The sequence below is a fragment of the Cytobacillus oceanisediminis genome, from assembly GCF_003182355.1.
GTDB classification, from domain to species: Bacteria; Bacillota; Bacilli; order Bacillales; family Cytobacillaceae; genus Cytobacillus; species Cytobacillus oceanisediminis_A.
This window is the reverse complement of sequence record NZ_QGTW01000001.1, coordinates 146,214-166,854: the sequence shown is the minus strand read 5'-3', so window position 1 is coordinate 166,854 and position 20,641 is coordinate 146,214. Positions and strand designations below refer to the sequence as shown.

Annotated in this window: 18 protein-coding genes; 12 read left to right on the top strand and 6 right to left on the bottom strand. The window is 35.5% G+C overall.

What is annotated here, in order from left to right:
* Nucleotides 1–376 precede the first annotated feature (376 nt).
* From wecB to DFO73_RS00805, 6 genes are all read left to right on the top strand, one after another.
* Nucleotides 377–1,468, top strand: coding sequence for a non-hydrolyzing UDP-N-acetylglucosamine 2-epimerase (gene wecB, locus DFO73_RS00830; protein ID WP_110062896.1), 1,092 nt, complete (start codon nt 377–379; stop codon nt 1,466–1,468).
* Nucleotides 1,461–2,447, top strand: a complete 987-nt coding sequence (locus DFO73_RS00825) for a polysaccharide biosynthesis protein (RefSeq protein ID WP_110062895.1) — start codon at nt 1,461–1,463, stop codon at nt 2,445–2,447. Before wecB ends, DFO73_RS00825 begins: the two co-directional genes overlap by 8 nt.
* Entirely contained in the window at nt 2,448–3,275 is an 828-nt protein-coding gene (locus DFO73_RS00820) for a dTDP-4-dehydrorhamnose reductase family protein (RefSeq protein WP_110062894.1), read from the top strand. It abuts the gene before it with no gap.
* Nucleotides 3,272–4,174, top strand: a complete 903-nt coding sequence (locus tag DFO73_RS00815; protein WP_110062893.1) for an NAD-dependent epimerase/dehydratase family protein — start codon at nt 3,272–3,274, stop codon at nt 4,172–4,174. Before DFO73_RS00820 ends, DFO73_RS00815 begins: the two co-directional genes overlap by 4 nt.
* A 56-nt stretch (nt 4,175–4,230) precedes the next feature.
* Entirely contained in the window at nt 4,231–5,025 is a 795-nt protein-coding gene (locus DFO73_RS00810; protein ID WP_110062892.1) for an FkbM family methyltransferase, read from the top strand.
* A gap of 84 nt (nt 5,026–5,109) precedes the next feature.
* On the top strand, nt 5,110–5,886 hold the full coding sequence (locus DFO73_RS00805) for a sulfotransferase family protein (protein WP_258309135.1): 777 nt from the start codon (nt 5,110–5,112) through the stop codon (nt 5,884–5,886).
* A 343-nt stretch (nt 5,887–6,229) separates the two neighbouring features.
* Here the strand turns inward: DFO73_RS00805 and DFO73_RS00800 are convergent, their stop codons facing one another.
* Nucleotides 6,230–7,345 carry a glycosyltransferase family 4 protein gene (locus DFO73_RS00800; RefSeq protein WP_110062891.1) on the bottom strand — a complete coding sequence of 372 codons (1,116 nt, stop codon included), beginning with the start codon at nt 7,343–7,345 and terminating at the stop codon, nt 6,230–6,232.
* 311 nt (nt 7,346–7,656) lie between these two features.
* On the bottom strand, nt 7,657–8,865 hold the full coding sequence (locus DFO73_RS00795) for a glycosyltransferase family 4 protein (protein ID WP_258309134.1): 1,209 nt from the start codon (nt 8,863–8,865) through the stop codon (nt 7,657–7,659).
* A gap of 1,373 nt (nt 8,866–10,238) precedes the next feature.
* Here DFO73_RS00795 and DFO73_RS00785 point away from each other — a divergent pair.
* A complete protein-coding gene (locus tag DFO73_RS00785) occupies nt 10,239–11,810 on the top strand; it encodes a methyltransferase domain-containing protein (protein WP_110062888.1) in 1,572 nt (523 codons plus the stop codon).
* The gene (locus tag DFO73_RS00780) at nt 11,807–12,694 is read left to right on the top strand and encodes a sulfotransferase family protein (protein WP_110062887.1); all 888 of its coding nucleotides are present in this window, start codon (nt 11,807–11,809) and stop codon (nt 12,692–12,694) included. Before DFO73_RS00785 ends, DFO73_RS00780 begins: the two co-directional genes overlap by 4 nt.
* Before the next feature lie 69 nt (nt 12,695–12,763).
* Here the strand turns inward: DFO73_RS00780 and DFO73_RS00775 are convergent, their stop codons facing one another.
* From DFO73_RS00775 to DFO73_RS00765, 3 genes are all read right to left on the bottom strand, one after another.
* Nucleotides 12,764–13,735, bottom strand: coding sequence for a CgeB family protein (locus DFO73_RS00775; RefSeq protein ID WP_110062886.1), 972 nt, complete (start codon nt 13,733–13,735; stop codon nt 12,764–12,766).
* An 11-nt stretch (nt 13,736–13,746) separates the two neighbouring features.
* Nucleotides 13,747–14,238 (bottom strand): hypothetical protein, encoded by a 492-nt coding sequence (locus DFO73_RS00770; protein WP_110062885.1) that lies wholly within the window; start codon nt 14,236–14,238, stop codon nt 13,747–13,749.
* A 166-nt stretch (nt 14,239–14,404) separates the two neighbouring features.
* The gene (locus tag DFO73_RS00765) at nt 14,405–15,163 is read right to left on the bottom strand and encodes a hypothetical protein (RefSeq protein ID WP_110062884.1); all 759 of its coding nucleotides are present in this window, start codon (nt 15,161–15,163) and stop codon (nt 14,405–14,407) included.
* 404 nt (nt 15,164–15,567) lie between these two features.
* Here DFO73_RS00765 and DFO73_RS28360 point away from each other — a divergent pair, with 404 nt between their 5' ends.
* The 4 genes from DFO73_RS28360 (at nt 15,568) to DFO73_RS00750 (ending at nt 20,073) form a co-directional block, all read left to right on the top strand.
* The gene (locus DFO73_RS28360; RefSeq protein ID WP_181395869.1) at nt 15,568–18,384 is read left to right on the top strand and encodes a hypothetical protein; all 2,817 of its coding nucleotides are present in this window, start codon (nt 15,568–15,570) and stop codon (nt 18,382–18,384) included.
* Entirely contained in the window at nt 18,362–18,814 is a 453-nt protein-coding gene (locus tag DFO73_RS28355) for a M67 family metallopeptidase (RefSeq protein WP_181395868.1), read from the top strand. The genes DFO73_RS28360 and DFO73_RS28355 overlap by 23 nt, the downstream gene beginning before the upstream one ends.
* A gap of 167 nt (nt 18,815–18,981) precedes the next feature.
* Entirely contained in the window at nt 18,982–19,170 is a 189-nt protein-coding gene (locus DFO73_RS00755; protein ID WP_110062882.1) for a hypothetical protein, read from the top strand.
* Between the two features lie 78 nt (nt 19,171–19,248).
* Entirely contained in the window at nt 19,249–20,073 is an 825-nt protein-coding gene (locus DFO73_RS00750; protein ID WP_110062881.1) for a UTP--glucose-1-phosphate uridylyltransferase, read from the top strand.
* A 267-nt stretch (nt 20,074–20,340) separates the two neighbouring features.
* Here DFO73_RS00750 and DFO73_RS00745 read toward each other — a convergent pair whose 3' ends face one another.
* Complete coding sequence (locus DFO73_RS00745; RefSeq protein ID WP_110062880.1) at nt 20,341–20,601, bottom strand: hypothetical protein; 261 nt, start codon at nt 20,599–20,601, stop codon at nt 20,341–20,343.
* Nucleotides 20,602–20,641 lie beyond the last annotated feature (40 nt).

Sequence of the window (20,641 nt, the reverse complement as noted above, 5' to 3'; positions counted from 1 at the left end):
CAGTATTATTTAGCCAAAGAACTTGTTCAAGTTAAACTATGATGTTTTTTGTAAAAAAGTGAAGAATTTAGTATAAAGCCTTGAAAAAATACTAATAAAAATAATTTTATTAGGCTATTCAGCAGTTATCATATGATAATTGCTGATTTTTTTTGTTTGAGGCAAATAACCTAGTCCACATAATACCTAATTACATAGTTTATAAAGAGGACAGTCCTATTAACCACAAGATTGAGGATAAGAGGTGAAAAGGTTACCTAATTTAAGGGTCCATGAAGAAAAAGCTGCTTGTTTAAACACATAATGTATAAGTAAAAGCAAGGATGAGCTAAAAAATAGGAATGTTAGGCTTATTTCTAAGATAGGGGTGAGAACAGTGAAGATCATGACCATTTTGGGGACACGGCCTGAAATTATACGATTAAGCTTGATTATTGAAAAATTGGATGTTTTTGCGGATACGCATGTATTAGTTCATACGGGACAAAATTTTACCTCTTCATTAAGTGACGTATTTTTTCAGCAATTAGGAATTAGAAAACCAGATTATATATTATCTGAACTTCATCAATCACTTGGAATGCAATTGTCAACCATGTATGAAAAACTAGAGACCATTTTTATAAAGGAAAAACCTGATAAAGTTTTGGTGCTAGGGGATACAAACAGTGGATTAAGCGCCATTTTAGCTGAAAGAATGGGGATTCCTGTATTTCATATGGAAGCTGGGAATCGTTGTTTTGATCTTGAGGTACCTGAAGAAAAAAACCGGCGTGTGATTGATGCAATTTCAAGTATTAATCTGCCATATACTCCACAAAGCCGGGAAAATTTGGTCAAGGAAGGGATACCGAGAAACCGGATTATTATATCAGGCAATCCAATTTACGAGGTATTGGAGAATTTTAAGGAGCAAATTGAAGAAAGTAATATTCTAGAAAAACTGAGCTTGAAAAAAGACGACTACTTTTTAGTCACAACCCACCGTGCTGAAAATGTTGACCACAAGAATCGTCTTTTGGAAATTATGAAGGGAATTAATATGGTTGCTAAAGCCTATCAAAAAAGAGTAATTTGCAGCATTCATCCCCGGACAAAATCCCAGCTGGAAAGAAGCTCAGCCGTGGAGGTTCATTCTTTAGTCGAGTTTCATGAACCATTTGGTTTTTTCGATTTCGTCAAGCTTGAAAAAAATGCTATGTGTGTGTTGACTGATAGTGGAACGGTCCAGGAGGAGTGTTGTTTATTTCACGTACCGACCGTGACGATTCGTAAAACTACGGAAAGACCTGAAACAATTGAGTGTGGAAGCAATATGTTATCAGGAATAGATTCCAGCCAAATAGTCAATTGTGTTCATGTTATGGTAAAACAACCAAAAACATGGACTTTTCCTGAAGGATATGATCATAAAAACGTTTCGGATAAAGTGCTTAAAATTCTCCTAGGAGGGACACAATTTGTTTGAAAATCAAATAATTTTAGTGACAGGTGGTACAGGTTCATGGGGACATGAATTGGTCAGGCAGTTATTAACACACAACCCGAAAGAAATACGTATTTTTTCAAGAAATGAGTCAAATCAATTTGCTATGAAACAAGAATTTGACCATCATTCAAAATTGCAATTTATTATCGGAGATATTAAAGAAAAAGAGTCGATAACCGAAGCATGCCAGGATGTAGACTATATTTTTCATCTTGCCGCTTTAAAGCATGTTCCGGTATGTGAGGACCAGCCAATTGAAGCATTGAAAACGAATGTTATTGGGACGCAGAATGTGATAGATGCAGCAATAGCCTGCAAAGTTCATAAAGTTATTTATATTTCTACAGACAAAGCCTCAGACCCTTCCAATTTCTATGGATTATCAAAAGCAATGGGGGAGAGGCTGATTATTCATGCTAACACATTAAAGACAAAAACAAGGTTTGTTTGTATCCGAGGAGGCAATGTATTAGGAACTAATGGAAGTGTCATACACGTATTTAAAAGGGCGATTCAGGAGAAGCAAAAGGTCGGAATAACCGATTTAAACATGACTCGGTTTTTCTTAACTGTCCAGGATGCAATTAAACTAGTATTTAAGGCAACCTTCGAAAGCTTCGGTGGAGAAATCTTTGTAATGAAAATGCCTACATGCAAGATCTTAGACTTAGCTCAGGTACTGATTGAGGCATCAAATATAAAGAATGTTGAGATTGAAATATTGGGTATCCGACCTGGAGAAAAAATTCACGAATTATTGCTTTCTGGGTACGAAAGCACAATGACAGTCGCATATGATGATGAATATTTTGTAATCTTGCCAGCTATCCACATCAAAGGATTAAAGGAACATTATGCTAACTATAAACCCGTGAATCTAGAAAATTATAACTCAAGTAATGGATTAATGAGTAAAGAGGAGATTAAGGAAATGCTTATGAAAGGCAGGTTTATTTAAATGAAGCTATTAATCCTTGGAGGAAAAGGGATGGCCGGGCATGTCATGGCAGCTTATTTCAGACAAAAACCACAGTATGAAGTTCTCTATACATCAAGGGATCCTAATGATAAAAATGGGATATATTTGGATGTAAGCGATTTTACAAAAGTCGAAGAAATAGTTGAAAAAATTAAACCTGATATCATCATTAACAGTGTCGGTATTTTAAATCATTATGCAAGTGATAACCCCTTATTGGCCTTCCAAGTAAACAGTTTATTGCCCCATCAATTAGCTAAATTAATTGAGAGACAAAAAGGGAAATTAATTCACATTAGTACAGACTGTGTTTTTTCTGGAAAAAAAGGCGATTATACAGAAAATGATATCCCAGATGGTACATCCGTTTATGCCCAGTCTAAAAGACTTGGGGAAATAATAAGCGACAATCATTTGACCATCCGCACATCGATAATAGGTCCGGAATTGAAAGAGGATGGGATTGGCTTATTTTTATGGTTCATGAAGCAAGCGGGTGAAATAAAAGGATATAAAAAAGTCTTATGGAATGGTGTTACAACACTTGAATTAGCAAAAGCAACTGAAGCGATGATTATGTCTAATGTTACTGGGTTATATCATTTAGGGTCAGAGGAGAAAATTTCAAAGTATTCACTATTAAAATTAATACAGCAAACCTTTGAAAAGACTGATGTGGAAATCATTCCGGATGATACATTCAGACTTGATCGAACCATAAAAAACACAAGAACAGATTTTCTTTATCCGATTCCTTCTTATGAGCAGATGCTAGTGGATTTAAGAGATTGGATGAGGAACAGATGAATAAAAAGCCTAAACTGTTGATAACAGGGGCAAGTGGATTTACAGGTCAGCATGCATGCAGCCATTTCTTAAATGCAGGGTTTGATGTGACCGCAGTTATAAGAAAAAACCATTTTATTCAAAATGAGCTTAAGATAGAATATTGCGATCTAACAAATAAAGAAGAAGTTAACGGACTGGTAAAAAAAGTAAATCCCCAATATGTTCTTCACTTAGCTGGACAAAATCATGTTGGGCAATCATGGATGGATCCTGTTTCTGCTCTAGAAACAAACGCTATTTCCACCGCCTATTTAATTGACGCCTTGCGTCAGGAACAGCCATCCTGCAAAATCATCATTGCCGGTTCAGCCCTTCAATTTAACCCAGCAAATCTATCTGAACTTACTCACCCCTACAGTTTGAGCAAAACCATTCAAACACTTATTGCCCAATCATGGGGCGTTTTGTATAAAATGTCTATTGTGGTTGCCAAACCATCAAATTTAATAGGACCTGGCTTTTCAAACGGTGTTTGTTCAATATTTTCACAAAACATAGCAGCAATGGAAAAAAACAAGGCAGAAAAAGTTCTTGAGGTGAATAATCTTAATGCCCGGCGTGATTTTATCGATGTAAGAGATGCGGTGAGTGCCTATGAAACTCTTCTAATGAATGGAGAGCCTGGAAAGACTTATAATATCTCTTCTGGAAAATCACGTTCACTAGGGGAAATCTTAAATTTTTTGAAATCAATATCAACTGTTGAATTTGAGGTAAGATCAATTTCTAATCAGAGTATCGAGCGGCCGGTTGATACACAGTCAGCAGAACTCATGAAATTAGGATGGAAACCGGCTTTCTCTTTGGAATCATCATTAAAAGATATCCTTGATTATTATCGTAGGATAAAAGAATAAATATCTTCGATAGGAACTTTAAAAAATAATGTTAGACAAAAAGGGGGTCGGAATGAATGGAGAGAAATATCATGATTATTCGGGTGAGAGGTGCTAATTTTAAAGTCAATGCCACTCCATTTTATCAAGGGTTCTGGAATAAATTTCCCAATTGGGAAACTGAAACCTTTAGGATTTTTCAGAGGTTTCTTAGTAATAAACACTCTTATCTTGATATTGGTGCTTGGATCGGCCCTACTGTTTTGTACGGAGCCCAAATTGCCAAGCATGTATACGCTTTGGAACCCGATCCTGTAGCATATAAGGAATTGATTAATAATATTAAAATAAATCCCGGCTTCGTCTCAAAAATAACGTGTATAAAGGCTGCGATGGAGGAAAAGCCAGGATTGATAAAATTGTTTAAGAGAAGTGAACTGGGAGATTCTTCGTCAAGTGTTATTCCTACAAGGTCAGAAAAGGATTACTGTACTGTCAGGGCGACTTCCATAGAAGAACTGACAAAAAATTATAATATGAAAGATATTAATTTCATTAAAATGGATATTGAGGGAGGGGAATACTTCATCATTCCTTCGATTACTAAATATTTGCAAAAAAACAGACCAACATTGCTTTTGTCTCTTCATCCTCCTTTTTTGCAAGAAGCAATACAATTAAGATCCAAAACCAATAATAATTCTAGAATAGATTTAAAATCACTCAACAAGGAAATGTTAACAAGAAATTTATTGAAACACCTGGATTTTTACAAATATATTTATGATTATCGCGGCAACCTCGTAACTAAGGATTCAGTATTAAAATTAAATCAGCATGGAATGTTTTTATTTACTGATGAGCAATGGTGACATAATTATAATAATGATCGTATCGTATATTTGACTAGCTTTTCAAACAATAGGTGTTAATTTGCCAAGATTGAGGTGTTAAATTTGCTTGGAGACAATAAACCCATATTAGATAAATTGTTAAATACCCCTTATTTCCCTCTTTACAACAAAGATCTTCCAATCATCCTTTTTTGGACGCCAAAAAGTGGCTGCACAACACTAAATAAATGGTTTTTTTTTCAAATTGGACTACTAGGAAAAATAAATCAGAAATCAGCGCAGCTCGTTCATGGTTATAGAGTAAATGAATATCGAAAAGAACCTTATTATACCCAAGAATTAAAGACAAATCTTTTAAAAGGAACAAAAGATACTTTTAAACTTGTTCGTAATCCATACAGAAGAGCAGTTAGTTCCTATTTAGATACAATTAGCTTCCAATGGCTTATTTCTAAATTCAATTCTGATGTGGATAAAGGTTTATCATTTAAACAGTATTTATTATATCTTAAGAATTTAGGAGACTCTATAAATAGAATGGATCGACACCTTGCGCCGCAATATATAGAGGGTGAAGAACGGTTTATCAAGAATTATATTAAGCTCGAAAACTTTAATAACCATATTCAAGAAATCGAAAATAAGTATGGTTTGTTAACAGCTCCTCTTTCTCAAATTTCAAGGTCTTCACATCATTTTTCAGGAAAAATGGTCAAAAAAGGAAATTTCGCTGAGGAGGTTTTAAATGTGAAAAAATGTGCAGATGGATTCCCAACTTATAAGAGCTTTTATAATAAACAAACGAAGGAACTGGTGAGGGAAGTATTTTCCAAAGATTTTTCGGTTTATGGCTTTGAAGAAGATTCTTTAATAATATAAACAATGTTCAACACTAACAATCGAGTATATTGTCGACTGGAGTATCTAAGAAACCAAAAATCGTTTTGATAAAAAGAATGAAAACACCATCGAACTGAATGGTGTTTTTTACATAGAGTGACTCGACTTTCACTTTCTAGTTTAGACAAAGTGCTTCAGCTGTTGCTTATACAATTTTTCAGGACTTGGAGTTTTGACGGGCAAAATTTCTGGATTTAAAAGTCCTTCTGATAATCTAAAAAGACGAATAATGAAAAATGTGTTCCAATATAAAGAATTGTGTCGGCATGGTCATGTTAAAAGCGGAAGTGCAAAAGCGGCAAACAAAGAGTCGTTTTGCACTTTATTTTTTCATTTCTATAGCTTTGTTGTAGACAGCAACTGTATTATTTATCATAGTATCTATAGACAAATTTACCATTGCCCAGTTTTTTGCGTTAATTGCTAATGACTCCCGGAGCTGAGCATTTTCCAGTAAAATTTTAATGTTTTGAAATAAAGAATCGCTGTTTTTCAAGGGGGAAACCAGACCGGTTTGTCCATGTGTAACCATTTCCGGTATTCCTCCCACATTAGTCACCACAAGCGGAATACCTGCGCTTTGCGCTTCCATAACAGCATAAGGGAAATTTTCATATACACTTGGAAAGACAAATAAGTCAGTAGATTTTAATAACGATGCAACATTTGTTTGATTTCCAAGAAATTTAACAAATCCTCTCAACCCTAATCTGGCAGCCTGTTGTTCCAGCTGTTTACGAAGCGGTCCTTCTCCAATCATCCAACAAACCCAGTCTTTACGGTGAAGCTTTAATTTTACAAGAGAGTTCAAAAGGTATCGATGTCCTTTTAAGGGAACTAGACGGGCAGTGCAGGAGAGGACATATTTATTGGCTGGTTTAGGTATTGAAGCTGGCATTTGCATTTTTTGTGAAAATTCCTCGATATTCATCCCGTAAGGAACAATGGCAAACTGTTGACTTTGGGGGACTTTGTATTCGTTTAATAATATATTTTTCAACCACTGAGACCCAACGATACAAATGTCACTGGCTGAAACAGCGCTGGATTCAACTCTCAGGCTCTGTTTCCACAAAGGTGTATTTCTCTTATTTACTCCATTGAAAAGCTGATTAAACGCTAATGCCCCATGGAGGGAAATAACTAAAGGAATATGTTTTGGCTTTATCCTTGAAATAGCCAAAGTTGGAATAATACCTTGTGAATGGATCAGGTCATAATTTCCTAATGGCAAACGGGCGGCAGCAGCTTGATAATTGGCAATTTGGGTAATTGTATTCGTATTTTTATTTTTCATACCACGCTTTTGTAAAAAAGGGTTATGGGAAAAAAGATCAACATGATGTCCCTTATCTTTTAAACCTTTAATCAATTGTTTAATATAAGTCGAAACTCCAATCATACCTGGATAGGTTATGGAGGTGATTAATATTTTCATTGTACATCCCTCTTTAACTAAAATATTGTAGCCTTCAGGAATGGCTGTTTCTGCTCGTTATTACTAGAACCGTTAACAATTTCCGTCACCCAGCCTGCATCTGTCACCACAAAATCTTTGCCGCCTATTTGAGCTTCCATGTCGAATTAGTGAAAATTCCCATGCAGTGCTGTTCCCCGATAATAGGGTGACTCCAAACAGTTGACTGTAAAATTTTACGTTTTCACATCTATTTTATATGCTATATTAGTTTATGAGACAGCAAGGAAGTTTGAAATGGACAATGTCCTATTTTTTAATAACTAAATGAGCTATTTAAATAACATCTGCTTATAAATGGTTAATATCCGGTCAATCATTAAATCTATAGACCAGTGCTGCATAGCCCATTCTTTTGTGTTTGAGGAAATTCCATTTCTAAATGAATCATTCTCTATTAGAGTTTTAATATGTTTATACAATGGTATACTTCGGCCAGCGGGAGCAATCAATCCAGTTACTCCGTGATTCACCATCTCTGGTATGCCACCAGCATTGCTTGTGACTATAGCTTTGCCAGCAAGTTGAGCTTCTATTATGGATAATGGCATATTATCTTGTAAACTTGGAAGCACAAATATATCTGCCAGTTTCAAAAGAGCCGGGACGTCATCCCGCGCTCCTAAAAATTTTACATATCTATTTAGACCTAATTGAGCAGAAAGTTGCTGCAGTTCATTTTTCATTCTTCCTTCACCAACAATCCAGCAAACCCAATCATTCCGAACCCGTTTTAGCTGCGAAAGGGCATGTATCAGAAAGTTTATCCCTTTTATTTGTACAAGTCTCCCAGTATAAAGAATCACTTTCCTGTCTAATGGCTTATTAATTCCAGTTTTATTATTCATTTTTGCTAAAAATTTCTCTATATCTATTCCATATTGAAAAGATACTATTCCATTATCAGAAACACTATAATCCTTGATTAAGAGATTTCTCATCCAATAAGAGGAAGTATGAATTAGATCTGCAGAATTAAGGCCTAGTTTTTCTAATGTCCAGTAATATCTCCCATGTTGAGTTTTCTTAATTTGTTGAATCACAGCATTTGGATTTGGAGTTTTATAGGAGTGAGTGCTCTCTCTTGCTAATGCTCCGTGAATACTCGTGATTAACGGGGTCTTTTTTGGTTTTACCCGGCTTAAACACCTTGTGGATATCACATCGTGTGTATGAATAATGTCATATTGCTCCAGACCAAAATAAGTTGCAGCAAGCTCCATACAGTATCGATTCCTTTGATGTGCATTAAATTGAGGAACATTATTTTTATTTAACGGATTATTTAGTATGGGAAGAAGCTGCTTATTTTTAACAACCCAATTTTTATTAATAATTTGATACCCTAATCCACCATGTAATTTCCCTAAAATATCCACTTCATGTCCCAAAGATTCTAATTTTTCTTTGATAGAGTTCATTAAAGGCCATACTCCTCCTCGTCCAGGTATAGCCCAAAAAGTAGCTAACAGTATTTTCACTATTAATCACCGAATTTCTTTATGATTTCTTGTAAAAAAAAGATTTATATTATTTCTCTGATTCTCATACCTTGGTTTAATTGAGCTATACAGCGCAACTCCAGCCATCCCAAGATATTTTCTGGAGCCGATTAAAATTTTTAACGTTTTCTACTTTTCTCTGCATAATTTTATTGCATTATATGTAAGGCAAGCACATTCTGCAATGGACAAACATACCACTATATATAAGGAAAAAACAAAAGACGAACAACCAGTCGGGTTGTTCGTCTTTTAGTCAGGAAAATAGTAAAACGGTATGTCTCTGCCTACATCCTTAGGAATTTGCCAATCAGCTGTTTCAATAAATAAAACCTCGGTCTTTGCAAAAGGGACCGAATGGCATGATAAAAATATTCAACCATATATTTATATAAAACTAATAATTAAATTTAACACAGTACTTTAGCGAGGTAGATCACTATACATTCGTACCATCTTATCTATTTAGGGTATTAAAGTGACTGAAAATTTTAGTAAAATCAGGATCAGGAATTATATAATCGGGAGGAAGCCTCCTGATTATATAATTCCACATTGCCATGTCTTTTCTGGGGACCAATCTTAAAAGGTCACTTGGTGTTAGAAATTTTTTCCGTATACTACCTTGGGTTTGTTGAACAATTCTTTTAGTTATTAGACTTTGTCCTGCTCGCTGATTCTGCCTTATGGGGTGCAGTTTTGCCCGGACATGCTGAATCGGTCTTGTGTGATGCTCATTTGTCCGGGCTTGCTGAATCGATCTTGTGTGATGCTGTTTTATCCGAACCTGGCGAGTCTGTCTTCTAGGATAGGAGTTAGTCTGGAGTTGTTTTTTCCTCTTTTCTTGCTGTCGTATTCTCTGCCAGTGCTGAACTCTGCTATTATGTTTTATGTTTGCCGCTTTCATCAATACCTTCCCCTTTGGATTTCAGTAACCTACTTTTTTAATGATAGGCTAGTGCATTGATTATTTTACCTTTGGACATTATTTTATTTTCTTCATGTTAAACAGATTTATGAAATTATGGGTAGTAATGTCTTATCTTTTTAATTCAACTATTTACGATTGTCATTTACCGCTAACCCTTTTAGTTAGATGTCTTGAAATAAAATTGCCAAAAGAATTTTTAGTCTAACACATCTTTAATACATTATTTTATGAATCAGCAACTAATTGTGAAAGGGACAGCTGATTCAAGTAATAAAACATGGTATTGAAAAAGATGCACCAATGTTATTGATTATTATAAAAACATCATTTATGAGGTAAAGACCTATACACAAAAAAGTGCTCAAACATAAGCTGTAAGGAAAGGGCTTGGATTGCAAAATGAAAGGCGAGGTGAGAATTATTGGGTCATCTTATGAAAAAGTACACGAATGATTATTTGTTAAGTGGAGACCAGTCAGGTAATGGGAATGAACATTTGCTTAATTTTCTAAAATCCATGGCAGGAAGTCTAAAAGAGAAAGATGTAGTTGAAATTGGCTATGGCAATGGCTCACTAGTCCCTTTGTTACTGGCTGAAGGCATAAATCAGTATTATGGAATTGATTTCAATGAAAATGCCTTCAAAATTTCAAATGAGCGTGTCAAAGACCCCAGAGTTAACTTCAAACACCTTAATGTAAAAGAGATCGATGAAAATAAGTCTTTTGATATTGTTGTGATGGATTCCATCATTGAACATATACCAGTCTATGAAATGGAAATCATTTGGGGAAAACTGAAAAAAATACTTCGTCCAGGCGGCTTTATCATACTAAAAACCCAAATTTACGAAAATCCGAATATACTTGATGAAGATGAGAAAAAACCTGAAACAATGGGTATTTATTGTCACAAACAAACACTGGGTACTTTGTTGAGAACCTGTCTTCAACATCAATTTATTCTGGCGAAAACTGAAGGAGAAATTTTTGGATTGATTCGTCAAAATGATGTTGGAAAGTTTGATAAAGAGGTAAAAGAAATATTTTTAAACCAACACCAGCAAATATTAACAAAATTTCATCTGGAAAGGAAGGAAACCTATTTAAAATCCGAATTGAGAAACCTTGTTCCCGGTGCAGGTCGTTTATTAGTGGGTTGTGTGGCGGAGAATACCCCTAAATATCGGAATCAGGCTTTAAGGCTGGTTCAATCGATACGCTGGTTTGGAGAAAATACTGCTGGCGTTAACATATTTGTATGTTTGGTTGATGATGCAGACCCAGAATATGTGAACGAGCTGGAAAGGTGGGGGGTTTTTGTACGTATTGTCAAAAGATTTAGCAATTTACATCCACCTTCTAATAAATTGCGGCTTTTTGAACTCGAAGAGGTTGCATACTATGATACGGTCATGCTTTTGGATTGTGATACCCTTTTTGTACGTGACCCTTATCCGTTCATTACGGGAAAGGAATTTCAGGCAGATATCGCTGCCGGTCCTACAATCAATCAAAATCAATTTAGCCGTTTATTTACTCACTATAAACTAAAAATGCCGCCGCAGAAGTATCGGACAACAATGTCAGGTAAACCGACAATTTGGTACTGTAACGCCGGTGTGCTTATTTTTCCTAAGGATCTTTTACAGTCTTTTTATCCAGTATGGAAACACTACACGATTGATCTGTCAAAGAAAAAACACCTTTTAGGTGACCGTTACTTTTTCTGTGAGCAGGCTGCTCTTTCTCTGGCTTTTGCTTCCCATCCTGTTCCTTTTAAAAAACTGCCCTCGATTCTCAATTGGCACCTGCCTGCCAATGCTCGAGTGCCACGGTCTGTTAGTGATCCTGTCATCATTCATTATCACAGTTGGGGGGTTAATCAGGCAGAGTATATTAAGAGTACGCCAAACCCAAGTGCAAACCGGAGAATTAACGAATTTAATTATCGTTATAAAATATACCGCCAAACAGGGGAGTGGAGTTTATGATTAATAATCCGATCTTCTTAGTTGGTTGCATGAGAAGTGGAACAACCTTGCTAGCGGATTTGCTTGGCAGTCACCCAAATATTATTCATTGCCCATTTGAGCTTAAGCATGTTTGGTCGAGAGCCGGAAAGGTGCCAATGGCTTCTCCTAAAACACTTGATAGGATCTGTCCTCAATTAAATGAATCTGATGTAAAGCCAGGACAGAAGCAAAAATTAGTCCGAGCCTTTCACAGGGAAATGATTAAAAACAAAGGGAAGAAACATATACCCCATTCAGTCTTTTTAAATAAAAACCCACATCTCTGCAATAAATTGCCATTTGTCCAAACACTATTTCCCAATGCAAGATTTATTTGGATCTACCGTGACTTACCAAGTGTAACAGCCAGTTTAAAAAAATTGCTTAAACATCATAATTTAGTTCATTATTGGCCTTATAAAAGCAATGAAGAAACTATCCGATGCTTTAATTTATTTCACCGTACCCTTCCGAAAAACATAGATAGGTCAAGATGTTTTCCTGGGGGAGACGCAAAATATTTGGCTGAATATTGGTATGAAAATAATAAGGCAGTGTCCGATTTTTCTAAAACAGTGCCTCCCGGTCAAATTTTTATCATTAAGGAAGAGGAGCTCATCCATAATCCAGAAAAAGTTCTGACTGAATGCTTGGATTTTCTGAAACTTCCCGGAATAATACCCTACCATTTGATTACCAACATACAGCCAGGCAGAAATAATTTATGGCATACCCGCTTAAGTAAAAGAGAACTTGAATCGATCATGAACTTTATTATGGAAAATGAAAAAAAATTAAATAATTTGTTTCCTGGACAAGAAATATCCCTACATTATAAAGAGCAAATTTCTTCATTTTTATAAATTTCCCCAAAAAGAGCCCCTTACACATTTTTGTAAGGGGGAATGGTTCACACTTTTGGCTAATTGATTTTAATCAGTCGGTTTCTCGATTACCTGAATCATTTTTTCTATACGGTGTTGAAAAGTATGTTCTTTTAATACTCGTTCCTTTGCTTTGCTTGCAATCTGTTTTCGTTCGTTTTCAGACTCAATGTAATATCCAACTTTTTCAACAAGGTCGTCAAATTGATTAAATGCTACAATTTCTTCATTTTCAATAAAGTGGTCTTTAAGATCGTCTTTAAATTCAATTAATTGGAATGAAGCACATGCGGCTACATCGAATGTCCGGTTATTAATGCTTTTTCCTACGATACCGAGTCGGTTTTGATTGTTTTTTAAGTTAAATGGCCGGTGCGTATTCAAAACTATTTTAGCACCGTTATAATAATTGGAAACAATGGAAGGCTTTACCCACCCTTCGAGGAATTTTAAATTGGGGTTGTTTTGAAAGCGATATAACGATTGCTTCCATCTACCCACAACCTGAATCTTGTACGGTGTTTTTTGTAATAAAAGCTGGACAAATTTTACACGATCGGGATATGGGAAGCCGACAATACAGATATCACTTTTATATTTGGTTCCAACTTCTCTTGGTTTAAACACTTCTGTATTTGCAGCAAGCGGCAATTGATAGGCATGCTTGTGTCCATTATTTTTATAAAATTCGAGTGCTGCCGAATCAATTGTAAAAACAAAGTCATATAAATGTGAAAGCTTAGCGGTTTTATCCATATAGTAAGGATCCTCTGTGAACCATACAGCTGTCTTTACTTCTTGTTTTTTTAACCATTGAACCATTATGACTGGAAGCTTAAAACCTACCAGTGTGAGAGCTGCCTCCGGCCTGAATCGATTCGTTAGAGCCTTCAAAGCTGGCAAGCCATCATTGATATGAAATAGTTGCACTTCATGACTTTTTTTTAACTCATTAAGCACCCATTCTTCGAAATGATCATAAATACCTTTATAGCTTGAATTAATAAATAAAATCTTCATAATGGAGTCACCTAAAAGTTGATGGTAATATTATTTAATGCTGGAATTCCCTTTTGTATTTCATCACAATAAAAAAAACCTTCAACAATGACAAATTTCTCCTTTTTCTCTGTTGATACTCGAAGTTCATTTGAAAATGTCAGAATGCCGTCTGGCTCTAATTTATTGCATTGATTTGGTTTCAGCCAGTGTTCGCCGGATTCCAATGTTCTATCCTTCCAATCATCATGAATGTAATGCCAGGCTTCAGCATGCGTTCCATCAATCATAAGGGCAGTGTGGGATACCGAACCGATTTTTCCACCTAGACGAACATCCTGAGGAGGTTTAATTCGAATACAGATTATTGGATTGTTTAACGTTGAAGTACCTGTGTTTTTTATAGTTAAGTTACCAATAACTGTTATTTCCACCTCATCCTCATCCATATCCGGAAGCATTACAGCATAGCCAAACCATGCAAGCCCCTCGGTATATTCTTGCTCCTTTTTTTTCCAGAACAACAAGATCCCCCCTGAGTTTGCCGAAGTTATTCTTTACATTCTATTCAATAAATTGGGTGACATGATACCAATGAGTGATCTAATAATTTTTTATAGAAATCAATGATACTCACAAAAAAAAAGAGGAGCTGCAACTCCTCTCTATTCAAGAGTCAATTCATTTGTCTTACGCAGGGGTAGGTGATGGACCTGGCCCTGGAAAGACAGTTGGACATTGCGGCGGGAATGCAAGCGGCGGGCAGACGAATGGCATATCAGGACGCGGTTGGCAGAAGTCTGCTGTGATTTCTAATTTTACCAATGCTTCCATTTGAACGTTTTGGCAGAGATTGATAGAAATATCGAGTTGTTGGAATACGAACCCGGCTCCTGGTGTTGGTGCAGGTCGGCAAATCAAATTCGCATCACACTCAAAGTCAGTTATTTCACACTGCAGGAAAGTTCCCGGAGGTGCGCATAGGAAGAATTTCTCGGACACGGCCCACGGGATTGGGTTTGATGTACAGGTTTCTCCTTGTGGATTCGATACACGTACAACGACAAATCCTTTTTTCAAAACTTTTACTTTCTGCAGGGTTACTGTCGATCCATCAGGCAATTGGAACTGTCCAGTCGCCCGTCCTTCCGGCTGTGGTATTTCTTGACATAGAATGGCTCCAGGCGCTAACGGGTCAATTGGCGTTCCCAGTTCATCAGTAGGGAAACATTCCACAGTAACGTTACCACCGAGAAAAGCACAAGGGTCATCGGAACCTCCAGGAGTAGGTGTAACACCGCCAGGACAATCAAAGAAAAGGCTTTCTCCTAGATCCACTGCATTTAAGGCTATGAGTGGTACATCCGCCTGGCGGGTTACCCAGTCGTAAACTTTATTTACTTTTATACATAGCGTTTCCTGGCCTCCGCTAATTGATTTGAAATCCATGAATCAATCATCTCCTCATTTTAATTATTGTTTGGGTTGAGCCTACTGTATTCTATGTGATTATCCCGGTGGTGTGTATAGGCTTTTGCGTAATTTGCCTTTATAGATATTTTATGAAATATGGGGAAGTGAATGCTTTCCAAACAGTTGACCCATACATAATATATTCCATTTCTGGATCGGTGTGCCCTAAAAATTACAGTGGTATAAGCCTAAATATACAATTTACAATTAATGTTAATCAGAATGATTCAATTCCCTCATTTTGATTTCTTAATTAATTTTTTATTTTGAATGTCTTCTTTAATATTATTTATGTTTTTTTGTGCAGCCAGTTACACTTTTTTCACCAAGAAGCATAAGCTGAAAGGAGATAAACTGGGCACCTGCCTAAGGGGGAAAAAATGATGTTAAGAAGGAGTCAACATAATAACCTGACCCAAATTCAACTCCAGCAAAAAGTGATACACCTAGAGTCGGAACTTTCTCTTTATCGGGCAGATAGGGAGACAAGGGAGAAAAAGTATCATGAGCAGATAAGCATGCTAAAACAAGAATATGATCATCTGAAAAGAGAATATAAGGAGGTTTTAAATGCTAATTCTATGTATAACGCTCAAAAAAACGAGCTAATTAACGACTATAATACCCTAGTTATAAAAAATAAGGAATTTCAAAATCAAATTGCTCAACTGGAAAAGCTGAGTTTACAAAATGGCCACGTTGAAAAGCTTAAAAAAATAAAAAATGAGAAAGAAGAATTCGCCGTTTTGGCAGAAAAGTTAAAAAAAGAAGTTGAATACCATAAAAAACAAATAGCAGCTCATTTAGAAGAAAACAAAATTTCTGCTTCTAAAACGGAACAGTTAGATAAGAAGATATCATTTTTAGAAGAAGAAAACAAAAGGAATAAGCAATTATTAATAAAGGAACAGGAAATGAATCAGGAGCTTCAGGCAAGAATTTCAGAACTAAAAAAAGCAGTTGAAACAAAAGAACAGATTATTCAGGAAAATAAAGACTTAAAATTACAAATAAAGAACCTAGATCATTCTCTACTTTCTAAGGTTGACCAATTGGAAAAGCTGCAACAAAAACAAAAACTGGAAAAGCAGAGTTTACAAAATAGCCACGTTGAAAAGCTTAAAAAAATAAAAAATGAGAAAGAAGAATTCGCCGTATTGGCAGAAAAGTTAAAAAAAGAAGTTGAATACCATAAAAAACAAATAGCAGCTCATATAGAAGAAAACAAAATTTCTGCTTCTAAAACGGAACAGTTAGATAAGGAGATATCATTTTTAGAAGAAGAAAACAAAAGGAATAAGCAATTATTAATAAAGGAACAGGAAATGAATCAGGACCTTCAGGCAAGAATTTCAGAACTAAAAAAAGCAGTTGAAACAAAAGAACAGATTATTCAGGAAAATAAAGACTTAAAATTACAAATAAAGAACCTAGATCATTCTTTGGCTTCTAAGGATGACCAATTGGAAAAGCTACAACAAAAACAAAATAAAGAACTTAAAGAAATGGAAGCTTTAAAGATAAAGGCTGACCAGCTCCAATTAGAGGTTTCTAAAAAGGAAGAACAATGTGAAGCGCATCGTGAAAAGGAATTGGCGCTAATAAGTGAAGTCGAGATCACACAAACTCACTTATCCGATTCAAATAAAGAAATTAGCCTTTTGAATAAGAAAATAGATAAAGTGGAAGAAATTCTTAAAGAGAAACGCGAAGCGTTAAAAGAAGCTGCAAGGGAAAAAGAAAAAATGGGCAAGGACATTAAACATTTACAGGAAAAACAGGAACAATTACAACAAAAAAACGTATCTTATCTACAAAAGATTAGCCAATTGGAATCCGAGAAAAAAGCTGCACTCGATTCGGAAAGTCATCTTCGAACTGAAGTTTCGAAAGCTAAATCACAGTTAATAGAATTGGAAAGGTTAAAGAATGATTATTTAGATAGTGTGGAAAATTTGAAAATCGAGAACAGTAAAATGTTTGAAAAAAATAATAGCATATTAGAAGAAAAAACAGCCCTTCTAAATAAATTGGCAAAAGTTGAAGAGGAAAACGCAAACTTTCATGAAAAAATTTCGACTCTATCAACTCAGCGTCAATCCGATGAAAAACGAATGGATAAAATAACCTCCAATCTCAATGAAGTTTTTCTAGAAACAAAACAACTAGTTCGGATGACTTCTTCGTTACAACACCAATTGGAAGCAAAAACGATAGAACTTAATCAAATGAAGAAGGAGAAGAGCGCCCTTATGCATGAGATAATACAACTTAAGGAAGATTATGAGAAGTCAGAATCCAGAAAGAATGAACTTGAAAATCAAATTGAAGTAATGAGAACTGAGTTACTGAAAGCTCAAAACTCTTTATCTCGCCTTGAGCAGTTTGAATCAGAAAAGCTTAAGCTGAAAGAAGATTTGGAATCTAAAATTGAAGAATTTAATATGCTTACGGACCATTATCAGCAGGAAAAAGAGTCTTACCTAAATGTTCTTGAACAAGTTCAGGACCAGGTAAACGTTTATAAAGAAAAATCCGAGGTTTTTGATACTGAAAAGGGTTCATGGTCGAAACAAATTGATGAATTAAAAACAGAGTTAGCCCAAACTAAAGCTACCATAGTTAAAATGGAAGAGCTGGAACAGAAAAACACTGATTTAGCTGCAGAACTGCAAAAAAAGGAAATAGAAATTTATAAAACCAAGAAAGAAAGTGAACGTGAACTTCAGAAGCAAATGGAACAATTTAAAGCAGAAATGAACTTGTATCAAGATAAACTCACCAAATATGAGAAAGATCGGGAAATATGGGAAAAACAAATGAAACAAATGAAAACTCAAATTGCTGGATTGGAATCAAGTTTGGAAGAAAAAGAGAATTTTATTAAACAATATATTAAACAGCCGCTTTCACCTTATCAAACATATGTACAGCCCGAAAATCAGCCATCAACACAGCCAAGTCCATCTTCGGAAGAGGAGTCAGTCCAAACTGCTCCACAGCCTATGCAGCAGACCCAGCAGCAAGCTGACTGGTTTCAGCGAATGGTGTCCCAGCAGCAAGGGGTTTCCCAGCAGGCTCAGAAGACACAGAATTCAACTGCCACCTCTACTACTATGGACTTTTTCACATTACGCAGCAAAACAACTCAGCCCGCAAGCAATGGCCCCAGCTATGGGAGCCAATGGAATCAATGATAGCTTAAAAAACGAAGCACCTCCCAAGGATTATAAAATCAAAAGAGATATCTATGAGCGGATAATTGCTTATTGTGAAAAGGCTTTGCCAAATGAAGCTTGCGGTTTACTATCAGAAGTTGGATCTGTAGGAAGCAGTATTTGGCCAATAAAAAATGAATCACTTAATCGCAATCGATTCTTTATGTCCGTCGATGCAATTAAACGTGCATTTTATAAAATGGAGGAGAAAGGGGAACATTTATCAGCGATTTTTCATTCCCATCCTAGTACACCTCCTATACCATCATCCTATGATATTAAAAACAACCCCTATAGAAGCTTAGCTTATATTATTGTTTCATTTTATAAGGGAAAGGCGGATATGGCTTGTTTTAAAATGGATGGCAAAACAATTGCACCCATGAAAATAATTATAATAGATGATTGATCTAACGGCGGCCCAGGGGAGCGCCGTTATTCTTTTTTTATAACTGTAAATAAGGAGGGTATCTGGTAGAACCTTAACAGCTTATTTGGGTGTTTGCCTGAACACGTTCTAACGTTATATCTCATATAATTTAATGTAGTGCTTTTTACAACTAGGAGGGATTTATTTTGAATAAAAAACAGAGCCTTCAAATGGTTAAAGGATCTGTTCCTCAACAACAGCCTCAAACCAAAATTTATATGGGGAATAAGCTAAGTGGAAATAACACTATACAGAAAGGGAATTCCTTTAAAGTGCGAAAATTCGGAAACGGCGGCTGCGGTTGCGGTAAAACACCAAAAAAACCAAGAAATTAAAAAAACTAATAGCTCTTCATCACTGCCTCTTTCCTTCCATATGGATTTAAAGCAACATAGATAGGGGGATAAAAAACAATGAAAAAAGTAAGAAAGGCCATAATCCCTGCCGCCGGATATGGTACACGAAGTCTCCCGATTACAAAAGTTATACCAAAGGAATTGTTTCCAATCGGCGGAAAACCAGCAATTCACTACATTGTTGAAGAAGCTGCTGCCTCGGGAATTGAGGAAGTTCTAATGATAGTATCCCGTAATAAAAATCTTATTGTTGACTATTTTGATCAGTCTCTAGAGCTTGAAGCTTTTCTTGAAAAAGAAAATAAATTACATTTAATGGAAGAGGTAAAAATCCCAAAAATCCATATCCAATATATCAGGCAGCCATATGCAAACGGACTTGGTGGGGCTGTAAATCTTGGAAAGCAATTTACCAACAATGAGCCGGTGGCAGTAATACTTCCTGATGACATTTTTATTAATAACCAACAGCCAGGGTTAAAACAACTTATAAATACTTATGAAACCTATCAACAAAGTGTCGTTGCATTGAAAAAGATGGAAGAAGATCAATTGAAAAATTACGGTGTAATTAAAGGTAAAGAAATTAAAGAAGGATTATATGAAATGACAGATATAGTTGAAAAGCCATTGTATTCAGCACCTTCTAACCTGGCAGTAATTGGAAGATATATATTGGAACCGGCTATTTTTTCGTTTTTAGAAAAACAGATTGCCGGTACCGGGATGGAAATTCAGCTGACAGATGCTATAAAAAATATGTTAGAAGTTAGTAAGTGTTACGGTGTGGAAATAAAAGGAGATCGATATGACATTGGTTCAGAAAAGGATTATATTAAAATAGTAAATAACTTTTATAATTCTTCCAAATTAAAAACATAAAATAGTTTAATAGAGTCACACTTTTTATTCTATTAACTCTTTTTCAAGTGACAGAATTAGATAGGAATTAATTAATGTTATACATGATAAATTGAATAATCATGTAAGCTTATTAAGCACTTTTTTATAAATAAGCTCCAGCAATTAAAAAGAAATAGCAGACCTGCTTCACAAAAGTGGTCTGCTATTTCTTTTTTCTCTTTTCATTAAAAAATGAACAACAAAGAAGAATACCTTTTTTGCTATAAACAGAGAAATTTTTATGCTTTAAAGGTTAATATCCAATTCCTCCTTGTAGCAGCAAAACTTAAATTTTTTCCCTTTTCCGCAAGGGCAGGGATCATACAATTTATCCTTCATTTTTTCTTTTAATGCTTTCTTCAGCTGTGAAATTTCCACAAATGGCTTTAATTTTATTACCGACTGAATTCCGTAATCCTGACATATTTTTGTCACCTGAGCTGCTTGAAGTTCAGTAACTACAGAACAATAAATAAGCTTTTCTTTTCGAAGGTTTGTGCTGGACATATTAAAATTACCTCCAATCGTAAAAGTTATTTTATAATAC

What these genes read in the sequence shown, in the direction of transcription:
- DFO73_RS00820 (WP_110062894.1), top strand. Translation starts at nt 2,448, where the DNA reads ATGAAGCTATTAATCCTTGGAGGAAAAGGGATGGCCGGGCATGTCATG.
- DFO73_RS00815 (WP_110062893.1), top strand. Translation starts at nt 3,272, where the DNA reads ATGAATAAAAAGCCTAAACTGTTGATAACAGGGGCAAGTGGATTTACA.
- DFO73_RS00810 (WP_110062892.1), top strand. Translation starts at nt 4,231, where the DNA reads ATGGAGAGAAATATCATGATTATTCGGGTGAGAGGTGCTAATTTTAAA.
- DFO73_RS00800 (WP_110062891.1), bottom strand. Translation starts at nt 7,345, where the DNA reads ATGAAAATATTAATCACCTCCATAACCTATCCAGGTATGATTGGAGTT.
- DFO73_RS00780 (WP_110062887.1), top strand. Translation starts at nt 11,807, where the DNA reads ATGATTAATAATCCGATCTTCTTAGTTGGTTGCATGAGAAGTGGAACA.
- DFO73_RS00775 (WP_110062886.1), bottom strand. Translation starts at nt 13,735, where the DNA reads ATGAAGATTTTATTTATTAATTCAAGCTATAAAGGTATTTATGATCAT.
- DFO73_RS00765 (WP_110062884.1), bottom strand. Translation starts at nt 15,163, where the DNA reads ATGGATTTCAAATCAATTAGCGGAGGCCAGGAAACGCTATGTATAAAA.
- DFO73_RS28360 (WP_181395869.1), top strand. Translation starts at nt 15,568, where the DNA reads ATGATGTTAAGAAGGAGTCAACATAATAACCTGACCCAAATTCAACTC.
- DFO73_RS28355 (WP_181395868.1), top strand. Translation starts at nt 18,362, where the DNA reads ATGGGAGCCAATGGAATCAATGATAGCTTAAAAAACGAAGCACCTCCC.
- DFO73_RS00750 (WP_110062881.1), top strand. Translation starts at nt 19,249, where the DNA reads ATGAAAAAAGTAAGAAAGGCCATAATCCCTGCCGCCGGATATGGTACA.
- DFO73_RS00745 (WP_110062880.1), bottom strand. Translation starts at nt 20,601, where the DNA reads ATGTCCAGCACAAACCTTCGAAAAGAAAAGCTTATTTATTGTTCTGTA.